This window comes from Ornithinimicrobium flavum (assembly GCF_004526345.1).
Taxonomy (GTDB): Bacteria; Actinomycetota; Actinomycetes; order Actinomycetales; family Dermatophilaceae; genus Ornithinicoccus; species Ornithinicoccus flavus.
The window spans coordinates 1,734,595-1,757,291 of sequence record NZ_CP038213.1 but is presented as its reverse complement, the minus strand read 5'-3'; the positions used below and the strand labels follow the sequence as shown (position 1 = coordinate 1,757,291).

The following is a 22,697-nucleotide window of genomic DNA, read 5'->3' as shown; positions in this document are numbered from 1 at the left end:
AGCCAGCTGGCGAGTGGCCACGGAGCGGGCCAGGATGAAAGAGGTGTGTGTATTCAGCCAAGCCGAGAATGTCGGCTTCCAGGGCGTACGCGGCGCGTACGGATCAGGTGGGTCGAAGCTGGCGTTCGGCCGTCAAGCCTGGTGAAGGGCGGGGCGAGGCCTCCGGGCGATGCGACGGTGGAGCTCGATGAGGACCGTTGATCGCCTAGGACTGCTGCACGGACAGGTGACAGGTTGGGTCAGGCCGCCTGGGGGCGGCCGTGGGCCATGGTGGCCTCGTACTCGATGGGCGTCAACCGACCGAGTCATCTTGGCGTCTGCCGGTGGTAGGTGCGCTCGAGCCAGGTGACGATGCTGACGCGTAGGTCCTGGCGGGTGGCCCAGCGGCGGCGGTCCAGGACATTCTTCCGGAGCAGGGCGAAGAAGGAATCCATGGCGGCGTTATCGGGCTCTTCACAATCCAGGGTGTAGTCGGGGCCTGAATCCGCCGGCCTCGAGCAGGGCTCGGGCGATGTAGTTGCTGAGGTTGCGGAACCCGAGGGCCAGGCCGCGTAGATGTTCGGCGACCGTTCACGGCCTCGGTGGGTCCGTTGCTGGCGCGGGGCCGCTCGAAGTAGGCCAGGACGTCTTCGGCGCGCTTGGCCAGGGTGCGTCTGAGCTTGCGCAGTTCCACGAGGGGGGCGGGGACGCCGTCGGTGAGGGCGTCGATGACGGAACGGGCCTCCGCGGCGCCGCTGGTGCGCACCGGGTCGCGGTAGGCCGCGATGAGCCGCTGGTAGATGCCCCAGGTGAGCTCGACCTGCACGTGCCGGTCGCCTGGCGAAGATCTTGTCGAGGCGCTCCTACTGGCGCTCGGTGAGCAGGTCGGCGCCGGTGTGCAGGGTCTGCCGCGGTGTACAGCGGGTCGCCCTTGCGGCCGCGGTGACCGTGCAGCTCCCGCTGGACGCGGCGCCGGCACTCGTTCAACGCATCGCCGGCGAGGCGGACGACATGGAAGGGGTCCATCACCGAGACCGCGTCCGGCAGCTCCTCGGTCGTTGCGGTCTTGAACCCGGCAAACCCGTCCATCGCCACGACCTCGATCCCGTCGCGCCAGGCCCGGTCCCGCTGCGCTAGCCAGTCCTTGAACGCCTTCGTCGAGCGTCCATCGAGCATGGCCAGGAGGCGGGAGGGGCCGGTGCCGTCGCGGACCGGGGTGAGGTCGATGATGACGGTGACGTACTTGTCGCCCTTCCTCGTGTGCCGCCAGTTGGGTCGGTCCGGGGCGCGGTGGCGGCATTGCTGTCGCTCCGTTTCCCCGGACCGCCCGCCGAACCCGGCGTGCGACTCTCACCGCACCGGGCTCTCCACGAGGTGGTTGTTGCTCAGCCGGTGGTGACTGTCGGTGTCCACGGGGGTGTCAAATGGTCTGTGTAAGGGAGGGGTCCTCAACTTGAAGGAGATGGACTGATGAGCATGACGGATGAGAAGGCCACCGAGCACGTGGAGGGCCTCGCGCAGGATGAGAGGGCCGAGGCGCGCCAGCTGCGCCGGGAGCTGTTCGACGACGAGCTGGTGGACCAGCTGCTCGCGGCGGCCGACGAGCGCGGCGTCGCGCTGACAGGGTCCGGCGGGTTCCTGCCGGAGATGATCAAGACGGTCCTGGAGCGGGGCATGTCGGCCGAGCTGACCGACCACCTCGGGTACGCCAGGCACGACCCGGCCGGGCGAGGCTCGGGCAACTCCCGCAACGGCACGACCCCGAAGACGGTGTCCACCGAGATCGGCGACATCCGCCTGGACCAGCCGCGGGACCGCAGCTCCACGTTCGCCTCGGCGCTGGTGCCCAAGGGCGCCCGGCGCCTGGGCGGGCTGGAGGACATGATCATCTCCCTGTACGCCGGCGGGATGACGGTCCGCGACATCCAGCACCACCTCGCCGCGACGCTGGGCACCGAGCTGTCCCACCAGACGATCAGCAACGTCACCGACGCCGTGCTCGAGGAGGTCAAGACCTGGCAGTCCCGCCCGCTGGAGGCGTTCTACCCGGTGATCTACCTCGACGCGCTCGTGGTCAAGGTCCGCGACGGCGCGCACGTGACCAACCGCGCCGCGCACATCGCGATCGGTGTCGACATGGACGGCGTCAAGCACGTCCTGGGCATCTGGGTCCAGGCCAACGAGGGCGCGAAGTTCTGGGCCGGCGTGTGCGCCCAGCTGGCCAACCGAGGCGTCAAGGACGTCCTCATCGTCTGCTGCGACGGTCTGACCGGCTTCCCCGAGGCCATCGAGGCCACCTGGCCGCGAGCGATGGTCCAGACCTGCGTGGTGCACCTGATCCGCGCCTCGATGCGGTTCGTCTCCTACGCCGACCGCAAGGCCGTCGCGGCGATGCTCAAGCCGATCTACACCGCTGCCGACGAGGACGCAGCCCTCATGGCCCTGGCTACGTTCGCCGACTCCAACCTGGGCAAGAAGTACCCCGCGGCCGTGGCGACCTGGGAGAACGCCTGGGACCGCTTCATCCCGTTCCTGGCCTTCGGGCCAGCGCTGCGCAAGGTCATCTACACCACCAACTCCATCGAGTCCCTGAACTACCAGCTGCGCAAGATCATCAAGAACCGCGGCCACTTCCCCAGCGACGACGCCGTCATCAAGCTCCTCTGGCTGTCCATCATGAACATCGAGGACAAACGCGCCCGAGAACGCGCCAAGCAGGCCACCAAGGGCAAGGACCGCAAGTCCGTCCCCCGCCTCGTCGAAGGCTCCCTCGTCACCGGCTGGAAGGCCGCCCTCGGCGAGCTCGCCCTCGTCTACCCCGACCGCATCAACAACTACCTGTAACCCCAATGTGACCCAACTCACTTACACAGACCCCTTGACAAGCTCGATCACGCTGGCCATCGGTGCCTTACCGGACACGATCGTGGTCGACCACGGCAAGGTCTACCTCTCGCAGCACACCAAGGCCGTGTGCCACCGCCTCGGGATCAACATCCAGCCCGCGATACCACACAAGCCGACGGACAAGCCGACTATCGAGCGGTTCTTCCGCACCTTGCGCCAGCAGCTCCTCGAGCACCTGACCGCCTACAAGGGACCGGACATCTACTCCCGCGGCAAAGACGTGGAGAACGAAGCGTTCTACTACGTGACCGAGCTTGAGGCGATCATCCGCGAGTGGGTCGGGATCTACCACCACACCCCCCACCAGGGCCTGTGCGACCCGCGGCTACCCCACGTGGAACTCTCGCCGGCCGAGATGTTCGCCCGCGGGATGGCGGCCGCTGGTGTGCTGCGGCTGCCGGCGAGCCAGGACCTGCGCATGGAGTTCCTCGACGTCGCCTGGCGCACCATCCAGCACTACGGCGTGGAGGTCGACGGGCGCCGCTACGACGGGCCCGGGCTGAACCTGCACCGCGGCACCAAGTCACCCTACGGCGGTGCCCATGCGGGCCGGTGGCCGATCATGGTCGACCACGACGACGTCCGCACCGTGTACTTCCGCGACCCCGACACCCAGACCTGGCACGACCTGACCTGGGAGCACGCTGCCGGCCTGGACGGCCCGTTCAGCGCCGAGGCCGCCGACTACACCCGTCGCCTGAGCCTGGACACCGACCGGCACGTCGACCCCGGCGCAGCCCTGGCCGATCTGCTGGCGCGGTACAGCAAGGGCGCGCTCACCAGCCGCCGCGAGCAGAACCTCGCCCGCCGCCTGGCCGCGCAACCCACCAGCAACCCGAGCACGACGACAGCGCAGTCGGCGGCGGATGCGGCCTCGACACCGGGCGTGGTCGACCTGTTGGCACACCTGGAGCGGCGCAGCGCCGGCCCGCAGGTGGCCGATGACCTGGATGTCTTCGAGCAGTACTACGCCGAGCATCCCGACCAGGAGGCCTTCGAGGTGTTCGAGGAGTGAGCACCGCAACCGGCAACCGGTGGGCGGCCTGGCTGCGCGAGAACGAGCCGGCCCGCTACAACCTGGCGACCAAACAGGGCTGGGACGCGTTCGTGCACGCCGCACCCCGCACCCCGCTGGAGCGGCTCTCCCGCACCGACATGACCCGGCTGAGCGAAGAGGAGCTGGAGGACTACAACGACGCCCGGTCCGTGTGGAACGCCAACCCGCCCACCGTGCAGACCGTCCAACTGTCCCGCGCCTACAGCATCATCGACCAGGTCATGGCCTCAGGCCGGCGCGATGCCGACAAGCTGCGCGGGGCCGTGGTCATCGACGCCGCCCCAGCGCTGGGCAAGACCACCATCGCCACCCGCTACGCCCGCGACTTCCACCGCAAGGTCATCCGCCGCCACGGCCCACGCACCCCCGAAGGGCACCAGCGCCTGCCAGTGGCCTACCTGCCGCTGAGCGCGGGCACCACCCTGAAAGGGATGAACACCAAGCTGCTGCGCTTCTACGGCCACCCGGCCGCCACCCGCGCCACCCGCGGCGAGCTCGGAGCGCTGGCGGTGGACTGCGTGACCTCCTGCCAGACCCAGGTCATCGTCATCGACGACCTGCACTTCATCGACTTCAAGCACCGCCACGGCCAGGAAGTCTCCAACCACCTCAAGGGCCTGGCCAACGAGATGCCGGTGACCTTCCTCTACGTGGGAGTGCGCCTGCGGGAGAAGAAGTTCTTCGACGAAGGCCTGCTCGGCGAACACGCCGCCTACGCCCAGACCTCCCGGCGCGCCACCCGCTGCGAGGTCGCCCCGTTCACCATCACCACCACGCCCGGGGCCCGCGCCTGGACCGCGCTGCTGGCCGCCCTCGAACAGCACGTCCTGCTCGCCGACGCCCACCCCGGCATGCTCACCGACCACGCCCAGCTCCTGCACCGGCGCACCCAAGGCTGCATCGGCTCCCTGACCAACCTGCTCGACCGAGCCTGCTACCTGGCCATCGCCACCAGCACCGAGACCATCACCGCCGACCTCATCGAGACCGTCACCACCGACAATGCCGCCCAGACCCTGGCCAGCACCAGCTGACCCGCCCCTGCCTCTGGCCGCGGGAGGTCCCCGACGGGCACAACCCGACGCCTCCGGTCCACGCCGCCTGCACGACCTCGTCCCACCCCCGTCCCGGCACAGCCACATCTGCCCCGTCCCCACAGGTCGTTGCGGGGCGTGGCCGGTGGCTACGACATCACCCGTTGGCCCATCGCCGTCCCGCCAGCGCCCGGTGAGCGCCCCGCGTCCTGGCTATGGCGGATCGCGCACCGCTACGGGATGACACCTCGGCGACCCTGACGGCCCTGGGTATCCGGCAGGTCGCCGCGTCCCCGCCCCGGATCGAGCAGCACCTGCGCGCCCACGCTCAGGCCCTCACCGCTTAACTGGGCCCTCACCATGCGTTCACCTGCGAGGGGCACGTCCGGTCGCCCACCGAGTACCTTGAGGCGGAGGTGCTGCGCTACGCGACCACCTACCGGATCGGTCGCCTGCCCGCCCCCGGCGTTCCGGTTCTGCCCGCACTGCCTGAACGACACCGCGGGCGCCTGGCCGCGGTGGTGGCTGACCCGCCTACCCACGATCTGCCTCACCCACCACGTGCGCCTGGTGGGTGTCTGTCCCGGGTGCGGGGCGCAGCCGTTCGCCAGCACCGCGTGGCTGGCGACGACCCCCCCCCACCCTGGGTGTGCCCGCTCGTCTGCGGGGAACAACCCCAGCCGAGGTGACGCCGCACCCGCGGCGGGCAGGACCCGCGCGAGGCACCCGCGGAACCGCCCGAGCCTGATGACGCGACCGCCCTGGCCACGGCCGCAACCACCCACCCGGACGACCCTGCCTCCGACCGGGCGGGAGCCAAGCACGAAACTGCAAGCGACAGCCATTGACGGACTGTCCCGGACAGGAGCAGGATGTGTCCTGTTGGTTGGGTTGTCGTCTGGCCTGGGGGCGGTGGTGAGGCTCTCAGCAGCCAACGCAGGGGAACTGCACATGGCTCACCATTCAGGATCGGATGGCTCCTTGTCGCCTACGAAACACCTTCGGACCACCCTTCTCGTGCTCTCCAGCGCGGTCCTCGCGGTCGGACCAGCGGCCGTCACGGCCTCGGCGCAACCAGTGGAGAGCTCGTCCACCGTTGAGCCGACTGCGGTCCCGCCGCCGCCCGGCCCTGGACAGTGTGGCAGGTACTACACCATCGAAACATCGGGTGGTGAAGCCCAGGTGCGGGAGTGCAGGAATAGCGCCGGTACTCAGATCCGGGTCAACGGGAACGTCATCGACACTGACAATGACGGCCAATGCGCCCAGGTTTACGCCTCCTACAACATCTCCACGGCCACGGACTACAGCCGGTATGCCTGCCCACAGGGTGAGCGAGAGTACTTCACTTTCCCATGGCGCAACGGCACCAACGCGTACATCTACCTTCGTGAGGTGGACGTCTGAGCCTGAGCAAGAGCCCAACTGACGGGATTGCGGTCCGGTGCAGCGGAGTGCACGCAGGGTATGACGAGACTCCCGTCCTGTGCGGGCTCGACCTGGACATTCGCCCGGGGGAGATCGTCAGCGTCAGAGGGGCCAGCGGATCTGGGAAGTCGACGCTGCTTCTGACCCTTGCTGGACTACTTCCGCCGTCCGAGGGCGAGGTGATCGTTGAGGGCACCCCGGTCTATCAGTTGGCCGCGGATGCGCGCACGACGTTTCGCCGCGAGAACGTCGGCCTCATCTTCCAGTTCGGTCAACTCGTTGCTGAGTTGACTGCCGGTGACAACGTGGCGTTGCCACTGCTGCTGGGAGGTGCACACCGTCACCGTGCGACGGAGCAGGCTCGAGCCATGCTCGGTGAGGTGGGATTGAGCGAGATGGTCAGCCGCTATCCGCATCAGCTCTCTGGAGGTCAGCGACAGCGGGTGGCAGTGGCCCGAGCCCTGGTGACCGAGCCGCTGGTTGTGTTGGCAGACGAGCCGACCGGTTCGCTGGACTCGCGCACGTCTCAGGACGTGCTGGACCTGTTGTGCCGCTCCACCCGGCAAACCGGCGCCTCCTTGGTTCTCGTAACCCACGAGGAGGGTGTGGCCCGACGTGCCGACCGCCAGCTGCACCTGCACGATGGCACGCTGGCTACCGAGAGTCTCAGACCGTGACGTTCTGGCTCGTGAGCCGCCTGTGGCGGGGCGCCGGGCCCGTGCAGTGGGCGTTAACCGCGGTCCTGGTGGCCACGGCCGCATTGGCTGCCGTGGTGCTGCTGGCGATGGCCAGCGTCCCGGCAGCTTTTCAGAGCCAAGAGGACCGGTTGGCGTGGACGCAGTTTCCACGGGACTGGACGGCACAGGCCGACCCAGAGACAACTGCCGACTACGTATATGTCCACCCGGTGGTGGACTACGTGGCTGGTCAGCGGGTGACCGTGGTCAACGTGGCCACGCACGGCGAGGGTGTGGCTCCCCCCGCCGGGATCCCCCGGTTTCCCGCGCCAGGCGAAACGCTCATCTCACCTGCATTGCAGGATGCGCTGGCGCAGCACCCGGAGGTCTCGGAACGGTATGGCGAGGTCGTCGGCGAGATCTCCGCTGACTCCCTCCGAGGGCCAAACCACCTGATGGCAGTCCGCGGTGCCACAGAGCAGCAACTCGACCCGGTGGCTGTCCCCATCACGGAGCTCTCTCACGAGGCGGCACCCGCCTCGTCCACGACGCTGACCCTTCTGCTGTCCCTGGCCGGTGTGGCACTGCTGGTGCCGCCGCTCTTGCTCGCCTACACGGCCACCTCAGCGTTGACCCAGGCACACCGCAGGCGCATGGCCAACCTCGTCATCGCCGGCGCCCCCGCCGCGGTCATCCGCCGTATCGTCGCTGGTGAGACGCTGATGGCTAGCATCCTCGGGATCCTCCTGGGCGGAGCGGCCTTCCTCGGGTTGCGGCCGGCGTTGGCGGGCCTCCTGGTCGGTGAACCTGCACCATTTTCCAGTGACCTAACCCCGGCATGGCTCCTCGTGTTGCTGATCGCCGCGGGCTTACCTCTGATCGTCACCGGGATTGGGCTGCGCACTGCCCGCTCGGCAGTACGCCAACCGCTCATCTCAACGGTCACCGCTCGAGAGCAGATACCAACGGGATGGCCCGCCGCGGTCGGGTTCCTGCTCCTCGCCAGTGCATTGACGCTGGGCTGGGCCGGAATCTTCTCCGGCACGCGGCAGACCCTGTTGCTCATGGCGCTCGGCGGAACGGGTCTGGTGCTGGTGCTCCCGTGGTTAGGCCGCAGGACTGGCCGGTGGATGCTCTCCTCGCGCCGACCCGCCCTGGTTCTCTCCGGCGGGTGGCTGGAGGCCGCCCCCTGGAGTACCGCCAGAGGCGTCGTGGCCGCCTCCCTGGCCGTCTTCGTCGCCACAGTGTTCGTCATGCTCAACCCCACCGCCGTGGCCGCACTTCCCTACCCCGTCATCCAGCAACCCCCGGGAACAGTCACCATCGAGGCCCGGGCCCTGTCCACCGACCAGGTGTCCGCTCTCGTCGATGATCTCCGCCAGATCACAGGAGTCCAAGCCGCAGCCTCCGTGATCGAAGGTACCGTCCAGACTGGTCAGCACCCATTGACAGCGTGGATCGGAGACTGCCGCCAGATCGCCACCGCAGCTGAGTTGGCCGAGATCAACTGCGACGACTCCTCGGCTGCCTGGACCACGCCCGCAGCGGAAGCCGCATTGCAGGACCCGTCCCTGCAGGTCACCGGACTGGCCCCGGCAACCCTGCGGTCGCTGACCGCAGCGCCAGACCCGGACGAAACAGAATCCCTTCCCGTACCGGACGCCTCACCAGAACTGCGCACCGCGACCGCCGCGACAGACAGACCACACCTGATCATCGACTCCGCGCGGGCAGGACTGGATGTATCCGATTTTCGGCCCACCCTCGTACTGGTTCGGACCACCGACCCCGCGGCTCTCACGCAGGTTCGCACCGCCGCGCTCACGACGGACCCCACCTCGCAGGTCGCGACCCGAGCCACGTCACAAGAGGGCTACGACGGACAGCTGCGCGAGTACTACAGCCTCATGTTGTGGGGGGCTACCGGCACCTTCCTCACCGCCGCAGCAGCATTGTTCGCCTCCGCGCTCACTGGGATCGTGAGGAGGTCCACCAGCACTGCGGTCGTGCAGGCGATGGGAACGCCGACGCGTACTCTCCGAACAGCCGTGCTGCTCTCCGTGAGCGCCCCGATGGCTCTTGGGACGGTTCTTGCCTTGCTGATAGGCATCTCCTGCGCGAGCAGCCTGCTGTACAGCCTGGGCAGTCCCTCCGGAGCAGGCCTGATCGGATTGTGGCCACTCGTGCCCGCCATCATTCTCGCGACCGCGGCAGGTGCCACCGCCGCCCTAGCTATCCCGAAATCAGCCCGATTGAACGAGCTGCCCGGCGAATAGCCGCAAGCCAACTCGGCCAAGCCAGAACGCATTCAGCCGCAGCAATCCCGAGCGCGGGAGTCTCCGGACTTCCGGGGCGGTCATTCAGCAGGCCGACCATCCGGTGGGCAGGTACAAGCTGGGGATCTGGACAAGAAAGTGAGACCGGCCACAGTACGTTGACCTACGTCGCCGCAGTTCAACGAACCACTCCCCCGACAGATCGCGCGAGAACCTACATCCACCACGGCGTGCTCCCCGCGCCGCCTGCGCCGTGGGAGCAGCGTTGGCCGTTCGCCCGACGCCTGGGCGGCGTGCCCGAGCCGATGCACTCGATCCTGGTGCGCTACCTAGACCGCAAGTCGTGACCTGCAAAACGGCCACCGTCTCCTCCTGGCTACCAGGCTCGCCCACTTCGGCACCTTCGTCACCACCCTCGACCCCGACCTCACCCCCGCGGGCCTGGACCGAGTCAGGCACATCGAACCGTGGCTGGTCGCGCTCACCCGGCGAGAACACCAAGTCCGGCAGCGTCCTGTCCGTGCCCGAGCAAGCACGACGGATCCTGGCAGTGGCCAACTTCTGCTCCGACATCACCGAGTGGGACTGGCCCGAAGCACCACCGCGCAAGCTGCTCTACGCCTCCGACAACCCGCGCCTGCCCCAGCCCCTGCCCCGGTTCCTGCCACCGGCCGCGGACCAGGCCCTGACCCAGGCACTCACCGACTCACCCCACCGGCTGGCCGCCGACGCGTTGCTGCTGCAACGCGCCTGTGGCCTGCGCATCGGCGAGCTGCTCGACCTCGAGCTCGACGCCGTCATCGACGTCCCCGGCGCCGGCTCCTGGCTCAAGGTCCCCTCGGCAAGCTGGACACCGAGCGGATGGTCCCGATCGACACCGAGACCCTCACCCTGATCGACCGCATCAGCACCACCCGCAGCCCTGGCCGCCCGATCCCGCACCCACGCACCGGACGCCCCGCCGACTTCCTGTTCACCGCCCACGGCCACCGGCTCAGCCAGAACCGGCTGCGCGCCGAGCTCGACCGGGCCGCCGGCGCCGCCGGGCTCGGACACATCACCCCTCACCAGCTGCGGCACACCTACGCCACCGCCCTGGTCAACGCCGGCGTCTCCCTGCAAGCACTCATGGTCATCCTCGGCCACGTCAGCGCCGAGATGAGCCTGCGCTACGCCCGCCTCTTCGACAGCACCGTCCGCGCCGAGTACGAACGCGCCCTGAGCTTGGCCAAGTCGCGCCTCGGCCCCCTACCCACGCCCGACCGCGGCACCGACGAGCCGGACCACGGCGACGACTGGCGCACCACCGCGACCATCAAGACCGCCCTGGCCGGCGGCTACTGCCTTCGCGCCCCGGCGCAGGGCCCTGCGCCTACGCCAACCTGTGCGAGCACTGCCCCGCCTACCGGACCACCATCGAGCACATCCCCGTCCTGACCGCCCAGCGCGACGACGCCGCCGTCCTCGCTCAGGACGCCACCGACCGAGGCTGGGACGCCGAGACCGAACGACACCTACGCCTGATCAGCAGGCTCAACACCACATCGAGCAAGCAGCGACACGCCGCACCCCCGCGTGACCAACAGCACAACACGTCCGACCGCGCCACCACCAAGGCCCCGAATAGCCGGATAATCCTACGACAACGCCGCCGCCGAGGCGCTCAACCGGGTCTTCAAGACCGAGCTGATCCGCCGCCAGGGGCCGCGGCGCACGCTCGAGCACGTCGAGCTCGAGGTCCTGCGCTGGGTCGACTGGTACAACACGACCCGCCCGCACACCTGGTGCGACTACCTCGCACCCGCAGCGTACGAGAACGCCTACTACGCTGCCCGCAACCCTTCGACGGCGACCGCCGCCGAAGCACACACGACTCTCCACTGAACCCGGGGTGGTTCACGTCGGCCACGTCACACTCGAGGACACCGTCTCGGTGGTCGCGTGCGCCCCGACCGCGCTGGCGGTACAGGACCAGGACCAGTGCTCGTACAGCGACAGGTTCGCACTCATGACCTGCTTGCCCACGATCGCTGAGGTGGGGAAGTTCAGGAACGACCGGGCGATGTCACCCCCGCCGTTGTAGGTGCCGACCAGCAGCTCGTCATCGCTCGCGTACGTCTGGTACGTAGCCGACTTCAGCACGTAGGTGTCCATCGACGGGGCAACGCTCAAGAGGGCGTAGGTCGGGTCCACGGTGACCGGGAAGACACGGGCCGGGTCGGCCAGCCACTTCCGGTCGACCGACACGACCAGCTCGGCCTGCCCCTTCCCTGCGGTGGGGACCACCTCCAGGTCGACCACGGTGGTGTTAGCCGGCAGGCCCGAGCGGTCATCCATCTCGGCGTCGAAGGCGACCGGGGCCACGATCGTAGAGACCACGGTGCCTTTGGCGTCAACGAATTCGACCGTGCCTTCCTCACCTGCGCGGGCGGTCAGGCCCTTGGTCAATAAGGGGACGGACCAGGACACCTTGTCCCCGCCCGGCAACCCGTCCACGGCGGCGGGGTTAGTGACGACGAACGTCTGCTCGAACCCCGACCGGCGGGCATCGACGACCACGTCAATCCCCGGCCACGCGTCGACGTACCGGGCAGTGGTCTCCTCCAGAACCGGCTTGCCCTTGACCGGCAGCCGCCATGTCACCTGACGACCTCCCCCAGGGTGGGTCACGCTGACGGCGTCGACCAGCTTCCCGCCCGGGCCAGCGTCCCCAGGCAGTCGGATCCCCAACGGGTGCGCCTCCGGCCCGACCGACCCGTCGGCGCGGAGCTGCAGATCCAGGTCGACCTCCACCCACTCACCCTCGGCGCCGCGGAACCGCTGCTGCCCGGGCCGACATCTGGGTGGTGTACGAGCCGTCCGGGTTGACCGCGGTGGTGGAGAACTCATCGGTCAACGACTCCACCGTGACGGGTTTCCCGCTGACCCGTGCCGCCACCGACGCCGAGACCACGTCATCCTTGCCCACGGCCGGGACCGGCAGGTTCTCTCCCTCAGCAGTGGAGTTGGTCTCCGCGGGCTGCTCGTCTAGGGGACTGGTCGTGCTCGTGGCCTCCTCCTGCGGCGCGGCCACCGACGCCGGCCCACCGATCGTCACCGCCAGCACCATCACCAGCGCCCCGGTCAGCCATCGCACCCAGGCTCGCCACGCCTCCGGCACCCCGGTCCAACCCAGGCCAGCCCCACCCCGACCACCCATGGCCGTCCCCGCGCTTCTCGAAGGCCCCACCCGACGTGAAGCAACGCGCAGAACGTACACGCCGCCGGTCACTCCCAGGAAGCACCTAGAAGTCACGATCCGGTAACGACACTACGACGGCCAGTCAGTCCACGTGCCGCGCCCGGGTGCCACCAGCTACGCCGACCTAATGCCTACGGGCTGACGCGACCGCGGCGCTGCCCGACACGCGCTGGTGGCCACTCGCGGCCTGCTCTGTGGCCTTGGGGATGAGAGCGGCCAGACGAGCCGCCACCGACCAGGAGACGACTATGGCTGCCACCCTCACCCGCAAGCTCGTGTCGCTGACCGAGGCGGCCGACGTCCTCGCGGTCTCGACCAAGACTGTGCGCCGCTACATCGCCGACGGGCACCTCGACGCCGTCCGGCTCGGGCGCAGGACGCTGCGGATCAAGCTGGACTCGATCGAGCGGTTCATCGACGCCCGACCGGTTGGCGGGTGGCGCCGGACCGAATGACAGCCCCATGCGTGCCCGGAAGGCCCGCCCGATGTTCCTCGCTTGTTCCTCGGACACAAGCAGAGGCCCTCGAAAGGGCCTCTGACCTGCGACTATATGGTGGGCGATACTGGGTTTGAACCAGTGACCTCTTCCGTGTCAAGGAAGCGCGCTACCACTGCGCCAATCGCCCGTGGCTGGAAGCCTGATCGAGACTGCGAGGTGGCGACGGGATTTGAACCCGTGTAGACGGCTTTGCAGGCCGTTGCCTCGCCTCTCGGCCACGCCACCATGAGGCATCAAGGTGGTTCTGCCTCCGAGCGGATGACCGGCCTCGAACCGGCGACCTCAACCTTGGCAAGGTTGCGCTCTACCAACTGAGCTACATCCGCAGGTCGCTCCGCTGTGATCAGCGGCGCGAAAGAAGACATTAGCCGACGGACCCGGCAGGGCCAAATTCGACCTGGCGCGGCGTGTCCGGACACGTGCTGCGCCGCAGGTCAACGGGGTCCTGGGATGCCGTCCATGTCCTCCAGGTGCCGTTCCTCCTCCTCGTCGGTCCGGGCCCGCGCCGCGTGCCGTGCGGCCCTCTCCTGCGAGCGCGCCTCCCGGGTCGCCCGGCGCTCACCCCACCACTCGTGGACCCGCGCCGTGGGCCCGCGGTACTCCGGCGGGGGCCACAGCCTTCTCACGGCGGCGTTGAGGGAGGCGCCCACGAGCACGGCGAAGGACAGGAAGTAGAGATAGACCAGCAGGATGATCGGTGCGGTCAGCGGGCCGAAGACCGACCAGCCGCCGGCGGCGTCCTCCGCCCAGCGGCGGATGAGGACCGAGCTCAGCACCCACAGGGCGACGGTGAGAAGGGCACCCGGCAGGTCGCGGAAGTAGGGCGAGCGTTGCGGCGTCGCGAAGTGGAACAGGCCGGTCAGGCTGACGATCCCCAGGATGCCCACCAGGGGCCAGTAGAGGCCCATGAGCAGGTCGAGCTCGTCCGGCAGCCAGCGCAGCAGGTAACCAGGTCCGATGATGAGCAGCGGGAGGACCAGGCCCATCGCCACGACGGAGACCAGGTATGCCGTGAGGGAGACGATGCGGGCCTTGACCGGTCCGCGGTCACCCCCCTGGCCGTACATGATCGAGATGGCGTCGATGAAGATGTGCAGGGCCCTGGAGCCGGACCAGAGGGCAAGGAGGAATCCGACGGAGAGCAGGTCGGCCCGGCCCACCTCGAGCGTCTCCCGGAAGGTCGGCATGATGACCTCGTTGACCGTCTCCGGGGTGAGGAAGCTCAGCGACCAGGACCGGATCGCCGTGGACATGCGCAGCAGCGTCGCCGGGCCCAGCCACTCCGAGGCGAAACCGGCCCCGGCGACCAGCGCCAGCAGCAGCGGCGGCAGCGACAGCAGGGTGAAGAAGGCGGCCTCGGCCGCCAGACCGGTCGCCCGGTAGCGGAAGGCGACGGTGAAGGTCTCGGCCACGAGCCGGACCAGCGGCACCGCACCCGGGACCGGTGCGATGAGCCGCCGCAGCCGCTGACGCACCGTCGGCCGGCTCGAGGAAGGCGTCGCCACGGGTGCCCACGCTAGCGGGCGACCAGACCCCGGCGGCGGCGACGTGCCGCCCGCCGGCGGCACGGCATACCGGACCCGCGCCGTAGACTCATCCTTTGGGCGACGACGTGATCGAGCCTCCTGCCCGACGAACGAAAGCACCTGAACCCCATGGATCTTTGGCCCGGCACCGCCTATCCCCTCGGCGCCACCTACGACGGTCGCGGCACCAACTTCGCGATCTTCTCCGAGAACGCCACGGCGGTCGAGCTCTGCCTCTTCGACGACGACGGGGTGGAGGAGCGCATGCCGCTCACCGAGGTCGACGCCTACGTGTGGCACGGCTTCCTTCCCGGCTGCCAGCCGGGGCAACGCTACGGCTACCGCGTCCACGGCCCCTACGCCCCGGACGAGGGCCACCGGTTCAACCCGCACAAGCTCCTGCTGGACCCGTACGCGAAGGCGATCACCGGCCAGATCAAGGGCGACCAGGCGCTCTTCGCCTACGACTTCGGCGACCCCGCCTCGTTCAACGAGGACGACTCGGCCGCCCACACGATGCTCTCCGTGGTCACCAACCCGTACTTCGACTGGGGCCACGACCGCCCGCCGGGCCACGCCTACCACGACAGCGTCATCTACGAGGCGCACGTCAAGGGCATGACCGCCAACCACCCCGAGGTCCCCGAGGAGATCCGGGGCACGTATGCGGGGATCGCCCACCCCGCGGTCGTGGAGCACCTCACCCGGCTGGGGGTGACCGCGATCGAGCTGCTGCCCGTGCACCAGTTCGTCAACGACCCGCACCTGCAGGACAAGGGCCTGTCCAACTACTGGGGCTACAACACGATCGGGTTCCTCGCCCCGCACAACGCCTACTCCGCCACCGGGGAGCTCGGAGAGCAGGTCACCGAGTTCAAGGCGATGGTCAGGACGCTGCATGAGGCGGGCATCGAGGTCATCCTCGACGTGGTCTACAACCACACCGCCGAGGGCAACCACCTCGGCCCCACCCTGTCCTTCCGCGGCATCGACAACGCCAGCTACTACCGGCTCGTCGACACCGACAAGGCGCACTACTACGACACGACCGGCACCGGCAACAGCCTGCTCATGCGCAACCCGCACGTGCTGCAGCTCATCATGGACTCGCTGCGCTACTGGGTGACCGAGATGCACGTCGACGGCTTCCGCTTCGACCTCGCCGCCACCCTGGCCCGTCAGTTCCACGAGGTGGACAAGCTGTCCGCCTTCTTCGACATCATCCAGCAGGACCCGATCATCTCCCAGGTCAAGCTCATCGCCGAGCCGTGGGACCTCGGTGACGGGGGTTACCAGGTCGGCAACTTCCCTCCGCTGTGGACGGAGTGGAACGGCAAGTACCGCGACACCGTCCGCGACTTCTGGCGGGGCGCCCCGGCCACCATGGGTGAGTTCGCCTCACGCCTGACCGGGTCCTCCGACCTCTACGCCCACAGCGGCCGCCGGCCCATCGCCTCCATCAACTTCATCACGGCGCACGACGGCTTCACCATGAGCGACCTGGTCTCCTACAACCAGAAGCACAACGAGGCCAACGGGGAGGGTGGCAAGGACGGCGAGGAGCACAACCGCTCGTGGAACTGCGGGGTCGAGGGCCCGACGGACGACCCGGAGGTCCGCGCCCTCCGGCACCGGCAGCACAAGAACTTCCTGGCCACCCTCATGCTCAGCCAGGGCGTCCCGATGCTGGCCCACGGGGACGAGATGGGACGCAGCCAGCACGGCAACAACAACGTCTACGCCCAGGACAACGAGCTGGCCTGGATGGACTGGGACCTCGACCCGGGCAAGGAGGACCTGCTGGACTTCACCTCCTCCCTCATCGCACTCCGGCGTGAGCACCCGGCCTTCCGCCGCCGGCGGTTCTTCGAGGGCGACGCCGGGCATGGCGGCACCAGCGACCTCGGGGACATCCTCTGGTACACGCCCGACGGCAACCTCATGGCCGAGCACGAGTGGCACCTGCGCGAGCAGGCCTTCACCCTCTTCCTCAACGGCGAGGCGATCACCGAGCGGGACGACCAGGGGCGCGCGGTCACCGACGACCACTTCCTGCTGCTCTTCAACGGCCACCACGACGCCGTGCCGTTCACCGTTCCGGACGGGATCGACACGACGACCTGGAGGGTCGTGGTCGACACCAGCGGGGACGACCTGGACGACGACGTGCCGTGGTACACCGGCAAGACCCACGAGATGCCGGCACGGGCGGTCGTGGTGCTGCAGGCGACGCCCCAGCCGGAGCTGAAGGGCTAGGCCCTCAGCACCGACCGGGTCCCGGTCGCCGGTGGCGGCTCACCGCATCTGCTCCAGCCGGGCGGTCTGCTCCGCCACGTCGAAGTCGGCCGTCGGCCAGGTCAGGTCCAGGGCGCGCAGGTGCTCCAGCAGCAGCTGCTGCACCGCCAGCCGGGCGTACCACTTGCGGTCGGCCGGGACGACGAACCAGGGCGCGTGCGCCGGGCTGCACCGGTCCAGGGCGACCTGGTAGGCCTCCTGGTAGGCCGCCCAGTGCTGCCGCTCGTCGAGGTCGCCGGGGTTGAACTTCCAGTGCTTGTCCGGTCGGGCCAGCCGCTCGGCCAGCCGCTCCTTCTGCTCCTGCGGCGAGATGTGCATCATCACCTTGATGACGGTCACCTCGTCGTCGACCAGGTCCTTCTCGAAGTCGTTGATGGTGCTGTAGCGACGGGCCCACTGCTGCGGCGGCACCAGGTCGTGCACCCGGACCACCAGCACGTCCTCGTAGTGGGAGCGGTCGAAGACGCCGATGATGCCCGGCTCGGGCAGGGCCTTGCGGATGCGCCAGAGGAACGGGTGCTTCCGCTCCTCCGCCGTGGGCTTCTTGAAGGCCGTGATCGAGACGCCCTGCGGGTCGACGGAGCCGACCACGTGCCGCATGATCCCGCCCTTGCCGGAGGTGTCCATGCCCTGGATGACCAGCAGCAACCGACGGCGGGTGTCACCGGTGCGGCTCATCGCGAAGAGCTGCTCCTGGAGGGTGTCGAGCTCGTCGTCCGCCGCGACTAGGGCCTCCTTGCCCTGGACCTTGTCACCCGTGAAGGCGGGGGTGGAGCGGGTGTCCGCGTCGGCGAGGACGAACCCCTCGCCGACCCGGAGCGCATCGATGAACGGGGTGGCTGACGTCGTCGTCTTCTTCTTGGCCATCGGCCCATCCTGCCACCGGCCCGGCGGACCCGCAGGTCAGCGGAGGAAGCTGGCGACAAGGTCCTCCCAGAGGGAGGGGTTGGTGTTCCACTCCTGGCAGTGCCGGGCCCGCGGCCACACGAAGGTGTGCACCACGCCCGGGCGTCGCCGGGCCAGGTCCTGGGACGGGCCGTAGGGCACGGTCTCGTCCGTGGCCGAGTGGATGATGAAGATGCGGTGGCTGACCTCGTCGGCGCGGTCCACCCAGTTGGTGGCGGCCACGTCGACGGGCTCGGCGATGCGGAGCAGGTGCTGGGACAGGGGGCTCCGCATCACCGCGCGGGCCAGGTGGTCGATGGGCCGGGGTATGAGGTGCAGGTCGGCCTGGTGGGCCAGCACGTGCCCCCAGTCGATGACCGGCCCGTTGAGCACCACCCGGTGCACCCGGTGCGCGACGTCGGACCGGTTGAGGGCCTGCAGCACGATCGCCCCGCCCATCGACCATCCCACCAGCACCAGCCGGCGCGCCCCGTGGGCCAGGGCGTAGCGCATGGCCGCGTCGACGTCACGCCACTCCGACAGGCCCAGGGAGTAGCGCCCGTCGGAGGACGGGGGCGCGCCGATGTCGTTGCGGTACATCGGGATCAGGCACGTCAAGCCCAGTTGGTGCAGGACGGGGACGGCGCGCAGGGTCTCCTCGCGCATGGCGCTGCGGCCGTGCACGAGGATCGCCCAGTCACCCGTGTCGCGCTCGGGGGCCGCCGGCACGCGCCAGGTGGGCAGGTCGCCGACGTCGGAGGTGACGACCACGTCCTCCTGCTCCAGGCCGAGGGCCGACTCCGGCGTGCCGCGGTAGAAGTACTTGTTCCAGCGGGCCGGGCCGGGAGCCAGCTCCCCGGCGTCCACGCCGAGCACCCGGCGGGTGACCGTGCCCCGGCGCGCCGGACGTGGCTCCTTGGCCCCGGTCGGCGACGGTGCGGTGGCGACCAGCCGCTCCACGTCCTCCGAGGTCGCGACCACGTCCCCCAGCCGGGCATGACCACGGCCGTCGTCGAGCCAGAGCCCGTAGCGGCCGGGCGCCACCGTCCATGGTGTCGCCCGGAGGGTGACGGTGCCGGCCTCCTCGTCCACCGCCAGGATCGTGGTGTCGTCCTTCTTCTCGTGCTCCGGGGTGATGATCCGGTGGGCGAAGTACGTGGCCGTACCCATCGACACCGCCCCGCCGAGCGCGGCACCGGCCGCGACCCCCGCCCCGACCGCGACCGCCCGGCCAGCGGACCGGGTGACCGTCGAGGTGGCGGCGGGCTGCCTCGGACCCGCGTCCCGCGCCCAGGACCTCATGACCGCTCCACCCCCCGCTCCTCCCCCGTGACCGGCGCGCCCAGGACGTCGCTGAGCCGGAAGTCGACGGGCGTCTCGAGCTGGTCGTAGGTGCAGCTGGCCGGCTCCCGGTCCTCGCGCCAGCGCACGAACTGGACGGTATGGCGGAAGCGGTCGCCCTCCAGGTAGTCGTAGCGGACCTCCACCACCCGCTCCGGTCGCAGCGGGGTGAAGGACAGGTCCTTGCCGGCGGCCCAGCGGGACCCCGCGCTCTTGCTGGGGGTGCGTTCGCCCTCCAGGTGACGGGCCCAGTCCCAGGGGTGCCCGTCGAGCCCGGTGACCCACGGCTGCAGCTCCTCGAAGAGCTCGTGGCGCCGTTTCATCGGGAAGGACGAGGAGACACCCACGTGCGCGAGGCGACCGTCCGCGTCATACAGGCCGAGCAGCAGCGAGCCGATCGCCCGGTCGCTCGACTTGTGGGTGCGGTAGCCCGCGACCACGCAGTCGGCCGTGCGCGTGTGCTTGAGCTTGGTGAGCACCCGCTTACCCGGCTGGTAGGGCGCCTCCGGATCCTTGCCGATGACGCCGTCCAGACCCGCACCCTCGAACTGCGTGAACCAGCGCATGGCGACCTCGGGGTCGGCGGTGAGGGGCGACAGGTGGATCGATCCGGCCGAGCGCTCGGGGAGGATCTCCTCGAGCCGGGCCCGGCGCTCGCGGAACGGCCGCGACCTGAGGTCCTCGTCCCCCAGCGCGAGCAGGTCGAAGGCGACGAAGGCGGCCGGCGTGGTCTCCGCGAGCATCCGGACGCGCGAGTCGGCCGGGTGGATCCGCTGGCTCAGCAGCTCGAAGTCCAGGCGCTCGCCGTCGGCCCTGGCGACGACGATCTCCCCGTCGACCACGCAGCGCTCGGGCAGCTCGGCCCGGACGGCGGCCACGAGCTCGGGGAAGTAGCGGGTCATCGGCTTCTCGTTGCGCGACCCCAGCTCGACCTCGTCCCCGTCCCGGAAGACGATCGAGCGGAAACCGTCCCACTTCGGGTCGTAGAGCCAGCCCTCCGGCAGGCCGGAGGCCGGTTTGGCCAGCATCGGGCTGACCGGGGGCAGAACGGGCAGGTCCACGGGGCCACTCAACCACAGCGTGCAGCGCCGCACCCCCGGACCGGCACGTCGGGACCGGCAGGTCGGACCTCGCGCTCGTCGCGGACGCCGCGTCAGGGCGATGCGGTGGCACCGATGTGCCCAGGACGACCCATGTGTCACCGCGTCGGGCCGGCATCGTCTCGTCCTCATGCCCGGACGTGCGCTTGTCCACAGGCCACCTCCGCGTCGCCGGCAGATCCGGCACGCTCGGAGCCATGAGCACACCCCCGGCCTTCCCGCAGCTCCCGGCGCAGCGCGGCCTGGCGACCGTGGGCCAGCTGCGCGCGGCGGGGTTCACCGTCGGTCAGATCCGGCACGCCAGGGCGACGCGGTGGCAGTCACCCCTCCCGGGAGTCCTCGTCCCCCACCGGGGTGCCCTGGACCGGTCCGACCTCCTGGTGGCCGCAGCCCTGTGGGCGGGACCGAGGGCCTTCCTCACCGGCCGTCTGGCGCTGCAGGAGCACGGCCTGCACGCCCGGGACCCCGGCGTGGCCACCTTCCTCGTGCCTCAGACCGCCCGGGCCCGCAGCACCGACCTGGCGAGGACCGTCCGCACCCATCGTCCCCTGCCGCGTCGGGGGCCGGCACCACCGGTCGCCCTGGTCCCGGCCGTCCGAGCCCTCGTCGATGCCGCGCAGTACGAGGGGCTCGTCGGCGAACAGGCGGAGGACCTCGCCATCGCCACGCTGCAGCGAGGGCTGGGTGCGCCGGAAGCCCTCGAGGCCGAGCTCTGGCAGCGTCCAGTAGCCCTGGTCGGGGGGCTCCGGCAGGGCCTTGCCGCCTTTCGCGACGGCGCGTGGTCCCGGCCCGAGGCGACCCTGCGCAGGATCGTCGCGGCCACCCCCGGATTGGCGGAGCTCTACACCAACTGCCGTCTCGAGACCCCGGATGGAGACCTCATCGCGATCCCCGACGGCTACCTGGCCGCCGCCGGCACGGCCATCCAGGTCCACTCCCGCACCTACCACCAGGGCCCGGACAGGGAGTTCGGTGACAGGTGGGCCCGCACGGTGGAGCGCGACTCCGCGATGGTGGCCCGGGGGGTCCGCGTGGTGCAGGTGTCGCCGTGGACGCTCTACCGCCGCCCCCAGTTCTTCGTGCGCCAACTTCTCGAGGCGGTGGCGCACGGGCTGGCATGCCCGCCTCCCCCCGTGCGGGTGAGGACGCGCGACGGGCGGCCCCTCCCTTGGTGAGCCGTGGTGGTCACGTGGTGAGCCGTGGTGGTGGGGGCCAGGTGGGGAGCCGTGGTGGTGGTCGCACCCTCTCCTGCTGCGCCGGCCGGCCCCCGTCCCCGCGACGCGGTGACACCGACGTTCCTGGGGCAACCGATGTGTCACCGGGAACCGCCACGTCACCACGCCATCCGCGACCGCCCTACCCCACCCGGTTGCCCTCCTCGTCCCAGTGCTCGGCCACCTTCTTGCTGGGCTGGACCCGCGGCGGCTCGCCCGGCATCTTGGGGTGGTCCGGCGGGAAGTTGAGCTCACCCAGGCCGCGCTCCAGGTCAGCCTCCCAGAGGGCGTGCGCCGCCCCGATGTCCCCCGGCTGGTCGTGCATGGCGCGCCAGGGGTCGCCGTGCTCGGCCAGCCAGTCCGGCACGGTATGCACGGTGAGGTCGGCCGGCGTGACCTCCCCCAGCTGCTCCCAGGTGACCGGCACCGACACCGGAGCTCCCGGCAGGATCCGCGGGCTCCAGGCCGCCGCCAGGGTGCGGTCCCGCGTGGCCTGGTTGAAGTCCACGAAGACCCGCTCCCCCCTCTCCTCCTTCCACCACGCCGTCGTCACGAGGTCGGGCAGGCGCCGCTCCAGCTCGCGGGCGATCCCGATCACGGCGTGCCGCACGTCGAGGAACTCCAGGCTGGGCACGACAGGGGCGAAGACGTGCACGCCCCGGCTGCCGGTGGTCTTGACGAAGGGGGTGAGACCCACCTGCTCCATCACCTCGCGCAGACCCCGTGCGGCTTCCACCACGTCGCGGTAGGCGCGGCCGGGCTGGGGGTCCAGGTCGATCCGCACCTCGTCGGGGTGGTCGTTGTCCCCCGTGCGGACCGGCCAGGGGTGCCACGTCACCGTGCCCATCTGGGCCGTCCACAGCAGCGTCGCGAGGTCGTCGACGACGAGCTGGTCGTGGCTGCGGCCGCTGGGGTAGGTCACCGGTGTCGTGCGGGACCACTCCGGAACCCCCTTCGGCGGGTTCTTCGAGTAGAACTCCTCCCCCTCGATCCCACCCCGGACCCGCTGGAGCGTCACGGGCCGGTCGGCCAGCCCGCGGAGCATGGGCTCTGCCACCGCCTCCAGGTAGGCCGCCAGCCCCGCCTTGGTGATCGCACCGCCCCGGTGGGTGGCCGGCCAGACCACCTTGTCGGGGCTGCTGAGGCGCACCGACCGCTCCTGTCCGTCGGGGCCGGGAGCGGTGAGGGTGAGGGCGTCGGGCATACGGGCCAATCTAGCCACCGGACGGGAAGGTCT

19 protein-coding genes, 3 tRNA genes and 2 pseudogenes are annotated in these 22,697 nt (G+C 69.8%); 12 read left to right on the top strand and 12 right to left on the bottom strand.

Annotation, left to right across the window (positions count from 1 at the left end):
• Positions 1–239: 239 nt before the first annotated feature.
• A pseudogene (locus E3Z34_RS08190) lies at positions 240–446 on the bottom strand (IS3-like element ISAar45 family transposase); the annotation flags it as partial.
• A gap of 7 nt (positions 447–453) precedes the next feature.
• Positions 454–1,260: pseudogene (locus E3Z34_RS08185) on the bottom strand (ISL3 family transposase); the annotation flags it as partial.
• A 195-nt stretch (positions 1,261–1,455) separates the two neighbouring features.
• Here E3Z34_RS08185 and E3Z34_RS08180 point away from each other — a divergent pair.
• From E3Z34_RS08180 to E3Z34_RS20225, 9 genes are all read left to right on the top strand, one after another.
• A complete protein-coding gene (locus E3Z34_RS08180) occupies positions 1,456–2,823 on the top strand; it encodes an IS256 family transposase (RefSeq protein ID WP_420818994.1) in 1,368 nt (455 codons plus the stop codon).
• Positions 2,824–2,857: 34 nt separating this feature from the next.
• Complete coding sequence (locus tag E3Z34_RS08175; protein WP_158288645.1) at positions 2,858–3,901, top strand: integrase core domain-containing protein; 1,044 nt, start codon at positions 2,858–2,860, stop codon at positions 3,899–3,901.
• Entirely contained in the window at positions 3,898–4,977 is a 1,080-nt protein-coding gene (locus tag E3Z34_RS08170; RefSeq protein WP_134773207.1) for an AAA family ATPase, read from the top strand. The genes E3Z34_RS08175 and E3Z34_RS08170 overlap by 4 nt, the downstream gene beginning before the upstream one ends.
• A gap of 1,017 nt (positions 4,978–5,994) precedes the next feature.
• Positions 5,995–6,384 (top strand): hypothetical protein, encoded by a 390-nt coding sequence (locus tag E3Z34_RS08165; RefSeq protein WP_134773206.1) that lies wholly within the window; start codon positions 5,995–5,997, stop codon positions 6,382–6,384.
• A gap of 47 nt (positions 6,385–6,431) precedes the next feature.
• Entirely contained in the window at positions 6,432–7,082 is a 651-nt protein-coding gene (locus tag E3Z34_RS08160) for an ABC transporter ATP-binding protein (protein ID WP_202977057.1), read from the top strand.
• On the top strand, positions 7,079–9,358 hold the full coding sequence (locus E3Z34_RS08155; RefSeq protein ID WP_134773204.1) for an ABC transporter permease family protein: 2,280 nt from the start codon (positions 7,079–7,081) through the stop codon (positions 9,356–9,358). Before E3Z34_RS08160 ends, E3Z34_RS08155 begins: the two co-directional genes overlap by 4 nt.
• A gap of 520 nt (positions 9,359–9,878) precedes the next feature.
• Positions 9,879–10,253: a hypothetical protein gene (locus E3Z34_RS08150; RefSeq protein ID WP_134773203.1), complete on the top strand. Its 375-nt coding sequence runs from the start codon at positions 9,879–9,881 to the stop codon at positions 10,251–10,253.
• Positions 10,220–10,795 carry a tyrosine-type recombinase/integrase gene (locus tag E3Z34_RS18800; protein ID WP_238695415.1) on the top strand — a complete coding sequence of 192 codons (576 nt, stop codon included), beginning with the start codon at positions 10,220–10,222 and terminating at the stop codon, positions 10,793–10,795. The genes E3Z34_RS08150 and E3Z34_RS18800 overlap by 34 nt, the downstream gene beginning before the upstream one ends.
• Positions 10,796–11,044: 249 nt before the next feature.
• Entirely contained in the window at positions 11,045–11,242 is a 198-nt protein-coding gene (locus tag E3Z34_RS20225) for an integrase core domain-containing protein (RefSeq protein WP_420818993.1), read from the top strand.
• 12 nt (positions 11,243–11,254) lie between these two features.
• Here the strand turns inward: E3Z34_RS20225 and E3Z34_RS08130 are convergent, their stop codons facing one another.
• On the bottom strand, positions 11,255–12,001 hold the full coding sequence (locus E3Z34_RS08130) for a DNRLRE domain-containing protein (RefSeq protein WP_158288644.1): 747 nt from the start codon (positions 11,999–12,001) through the stop codon (positions 11,255–11,257).
• Between the two features lie 154 nt (positions 12,002–12,155).
• Positions 12,156–12,494, bottom strand: coding sequence for a hypothetical protein (locus tag E3Z34_RS08125; RefSeq protein WP_134773201.1), 339 nt, complete (start codon positions 12,492–12,494; stop codon positions 12,156–12,158).
• A 353-nt stretch (positions 12,495–12,847) separates the two neighbouring features.
• Here E3Z34_RS08125 and E3Z34_RS08120 point away from each other — a divergent pair, with 353 nt between their 5' ends.
• On the top strand, positions 12,848–13,054 hold the full coding sequence (locus E3Z34_RS08120; RefSeq protein ID WP_134773200.1) for a helix-turn-helix domain-containing protein: 207 nt from the start codon (positions 12,848–12,850) through the stop codon (positions 13,052–13,054).
• Between the two features lie 97 nt (positions 13,055–13,151).
• Here the strand turns inward: E3Z34_RS08120 and E3Z34_RS08115 are convergent.
• The 4 genes from E3Z34_RS08115 to E3Z34_RS08100 form a co-directional block, all read right to left on the bottom strand.
• Positions 13,152–13,226: transfer RNA gene (locus E3Z34_RS08115), tRNA-Val, on the bottom strand.
• Between the two features lie 27 nt (positions 13,227–13,253).
• A tRNA-Cys gene (locus E3Z34_RS08110) sits at positions 13,254–13,324 on the bottom strand.
• Positions 13,325–13,352: 28 nt separating this feature from the next.
• Positions 13,353–13,425: transfer RNA gene (locus tag E3Z34_RS08105), tRNA-Gly, on the bottom strand.
• Positions 13,426–13,533: 108 nt separating this feature from the next.
• Entirely contained in the window at positions 13,534–14,604 is a 1,071-nt protein-coding gene (locus E3Z34_RS08100) for a YihY/virulence factor BrkB family protein (protein WP_158288643.1), read from the bottom strand.
• Between the two features lie 150 nt (positions 14,605–14,754).
• Between E3Z34_RS08100 and glgX the strand changes: the two genes are divergently transcribed.
• Positions 14,755–16,881: a glycogen debranching protein GlgX gene (gene glgX, locus E3Z34_RS08095; protein WP_134773198.1), complete on the top strand. Its 2,127-nt coding sequence runs from the start codon at positions 14,755–14,757 to the stop codon at positions 16,879–16,881.
• A 39-nt stretch (positions 16,882–16,920) separates the two neighbouring features.
• Here glgX and E3Z34_RS08090 read toward each other — a convergent pair whose 3' ends face one another.
• Genes E3Z34_RS08090 through E3Z34_RS08080 form a run of 3 tightly spaced genes read right to left on the bottom strand, consistent with a single transcriptional unit; the run spans position 16,921 to position 20,207 of the window.
• Positions 16,921–17,787 (bottom strand): PPK2 family polyphosphate kinase, encoded by an 867-nt coding sequence (locus E3Z34_RS08090; protein WP_134773197.1) that lies wholly within the window; start codon positions 17,785–17,787, stop codon positions 16,921–16,923.
• Between the two features lie 36 nt (positions 17,788–17,823).
• The gene (locus E3Z34_RS08085) at positions 17,824–19,107 is read right to left on the bottom strand and encodes an alpha/beta hydrolase family protein (RefSeq protein WP_134773196.1); all 1,284 of its coding nucleotides are present in this window, start codon (positions 19,105–19,107) and stop codon (positions 17,824–17,826) included.
• Entirely contained in the window at positions 19,104–20,207 is a 1,104-nt protein-coding gene (locus E3Z34_RS08080) for an ATP-dependent DNA ligase (RefSeq protein ID WP_134773195.1), read from the bottom strand. Before E3Z34_RS08080 ends, E3Z34_RS08085 begins: the two co-directional genes overlap by 4 nt.
• A 236-nt stretch (positions 20,208–20,443) precedes the next feature.
• Between E3Z34_RS08080 and E3Z34_RS19455 the strand changes: the two genes are divergently transcribed.
• Complete coding sequence (locus E3Z34_RS19455) at positions 20,444–21,421, top strand: hypothetical protein (RefSeq protein WP_134773194.1); 978 nt, start codon at positions 20,444–20,446, stop codon at positions 21,419–21,421.
• Between the two features lie 181 nt (positions 21,422–21,602).
• On the opposite strand, the gene ligD is transcribed toward E3Z34_RS19455, so the two are convergent.
• Positions 21,603–22,664: a non-homologous end-joining DNA ligase gene (gene ligD / locus E3Z34_RS08065; RefSeq protein WP_134773192.1), complete on the bottom strand. Its 1,062-nt coding sequence runs from the start codon at positions 22,662–22,664 to the stop codon at positions 21,603–21,605.
• Positions 22,665–22,697: the final 33 nt, after the last annotated feature.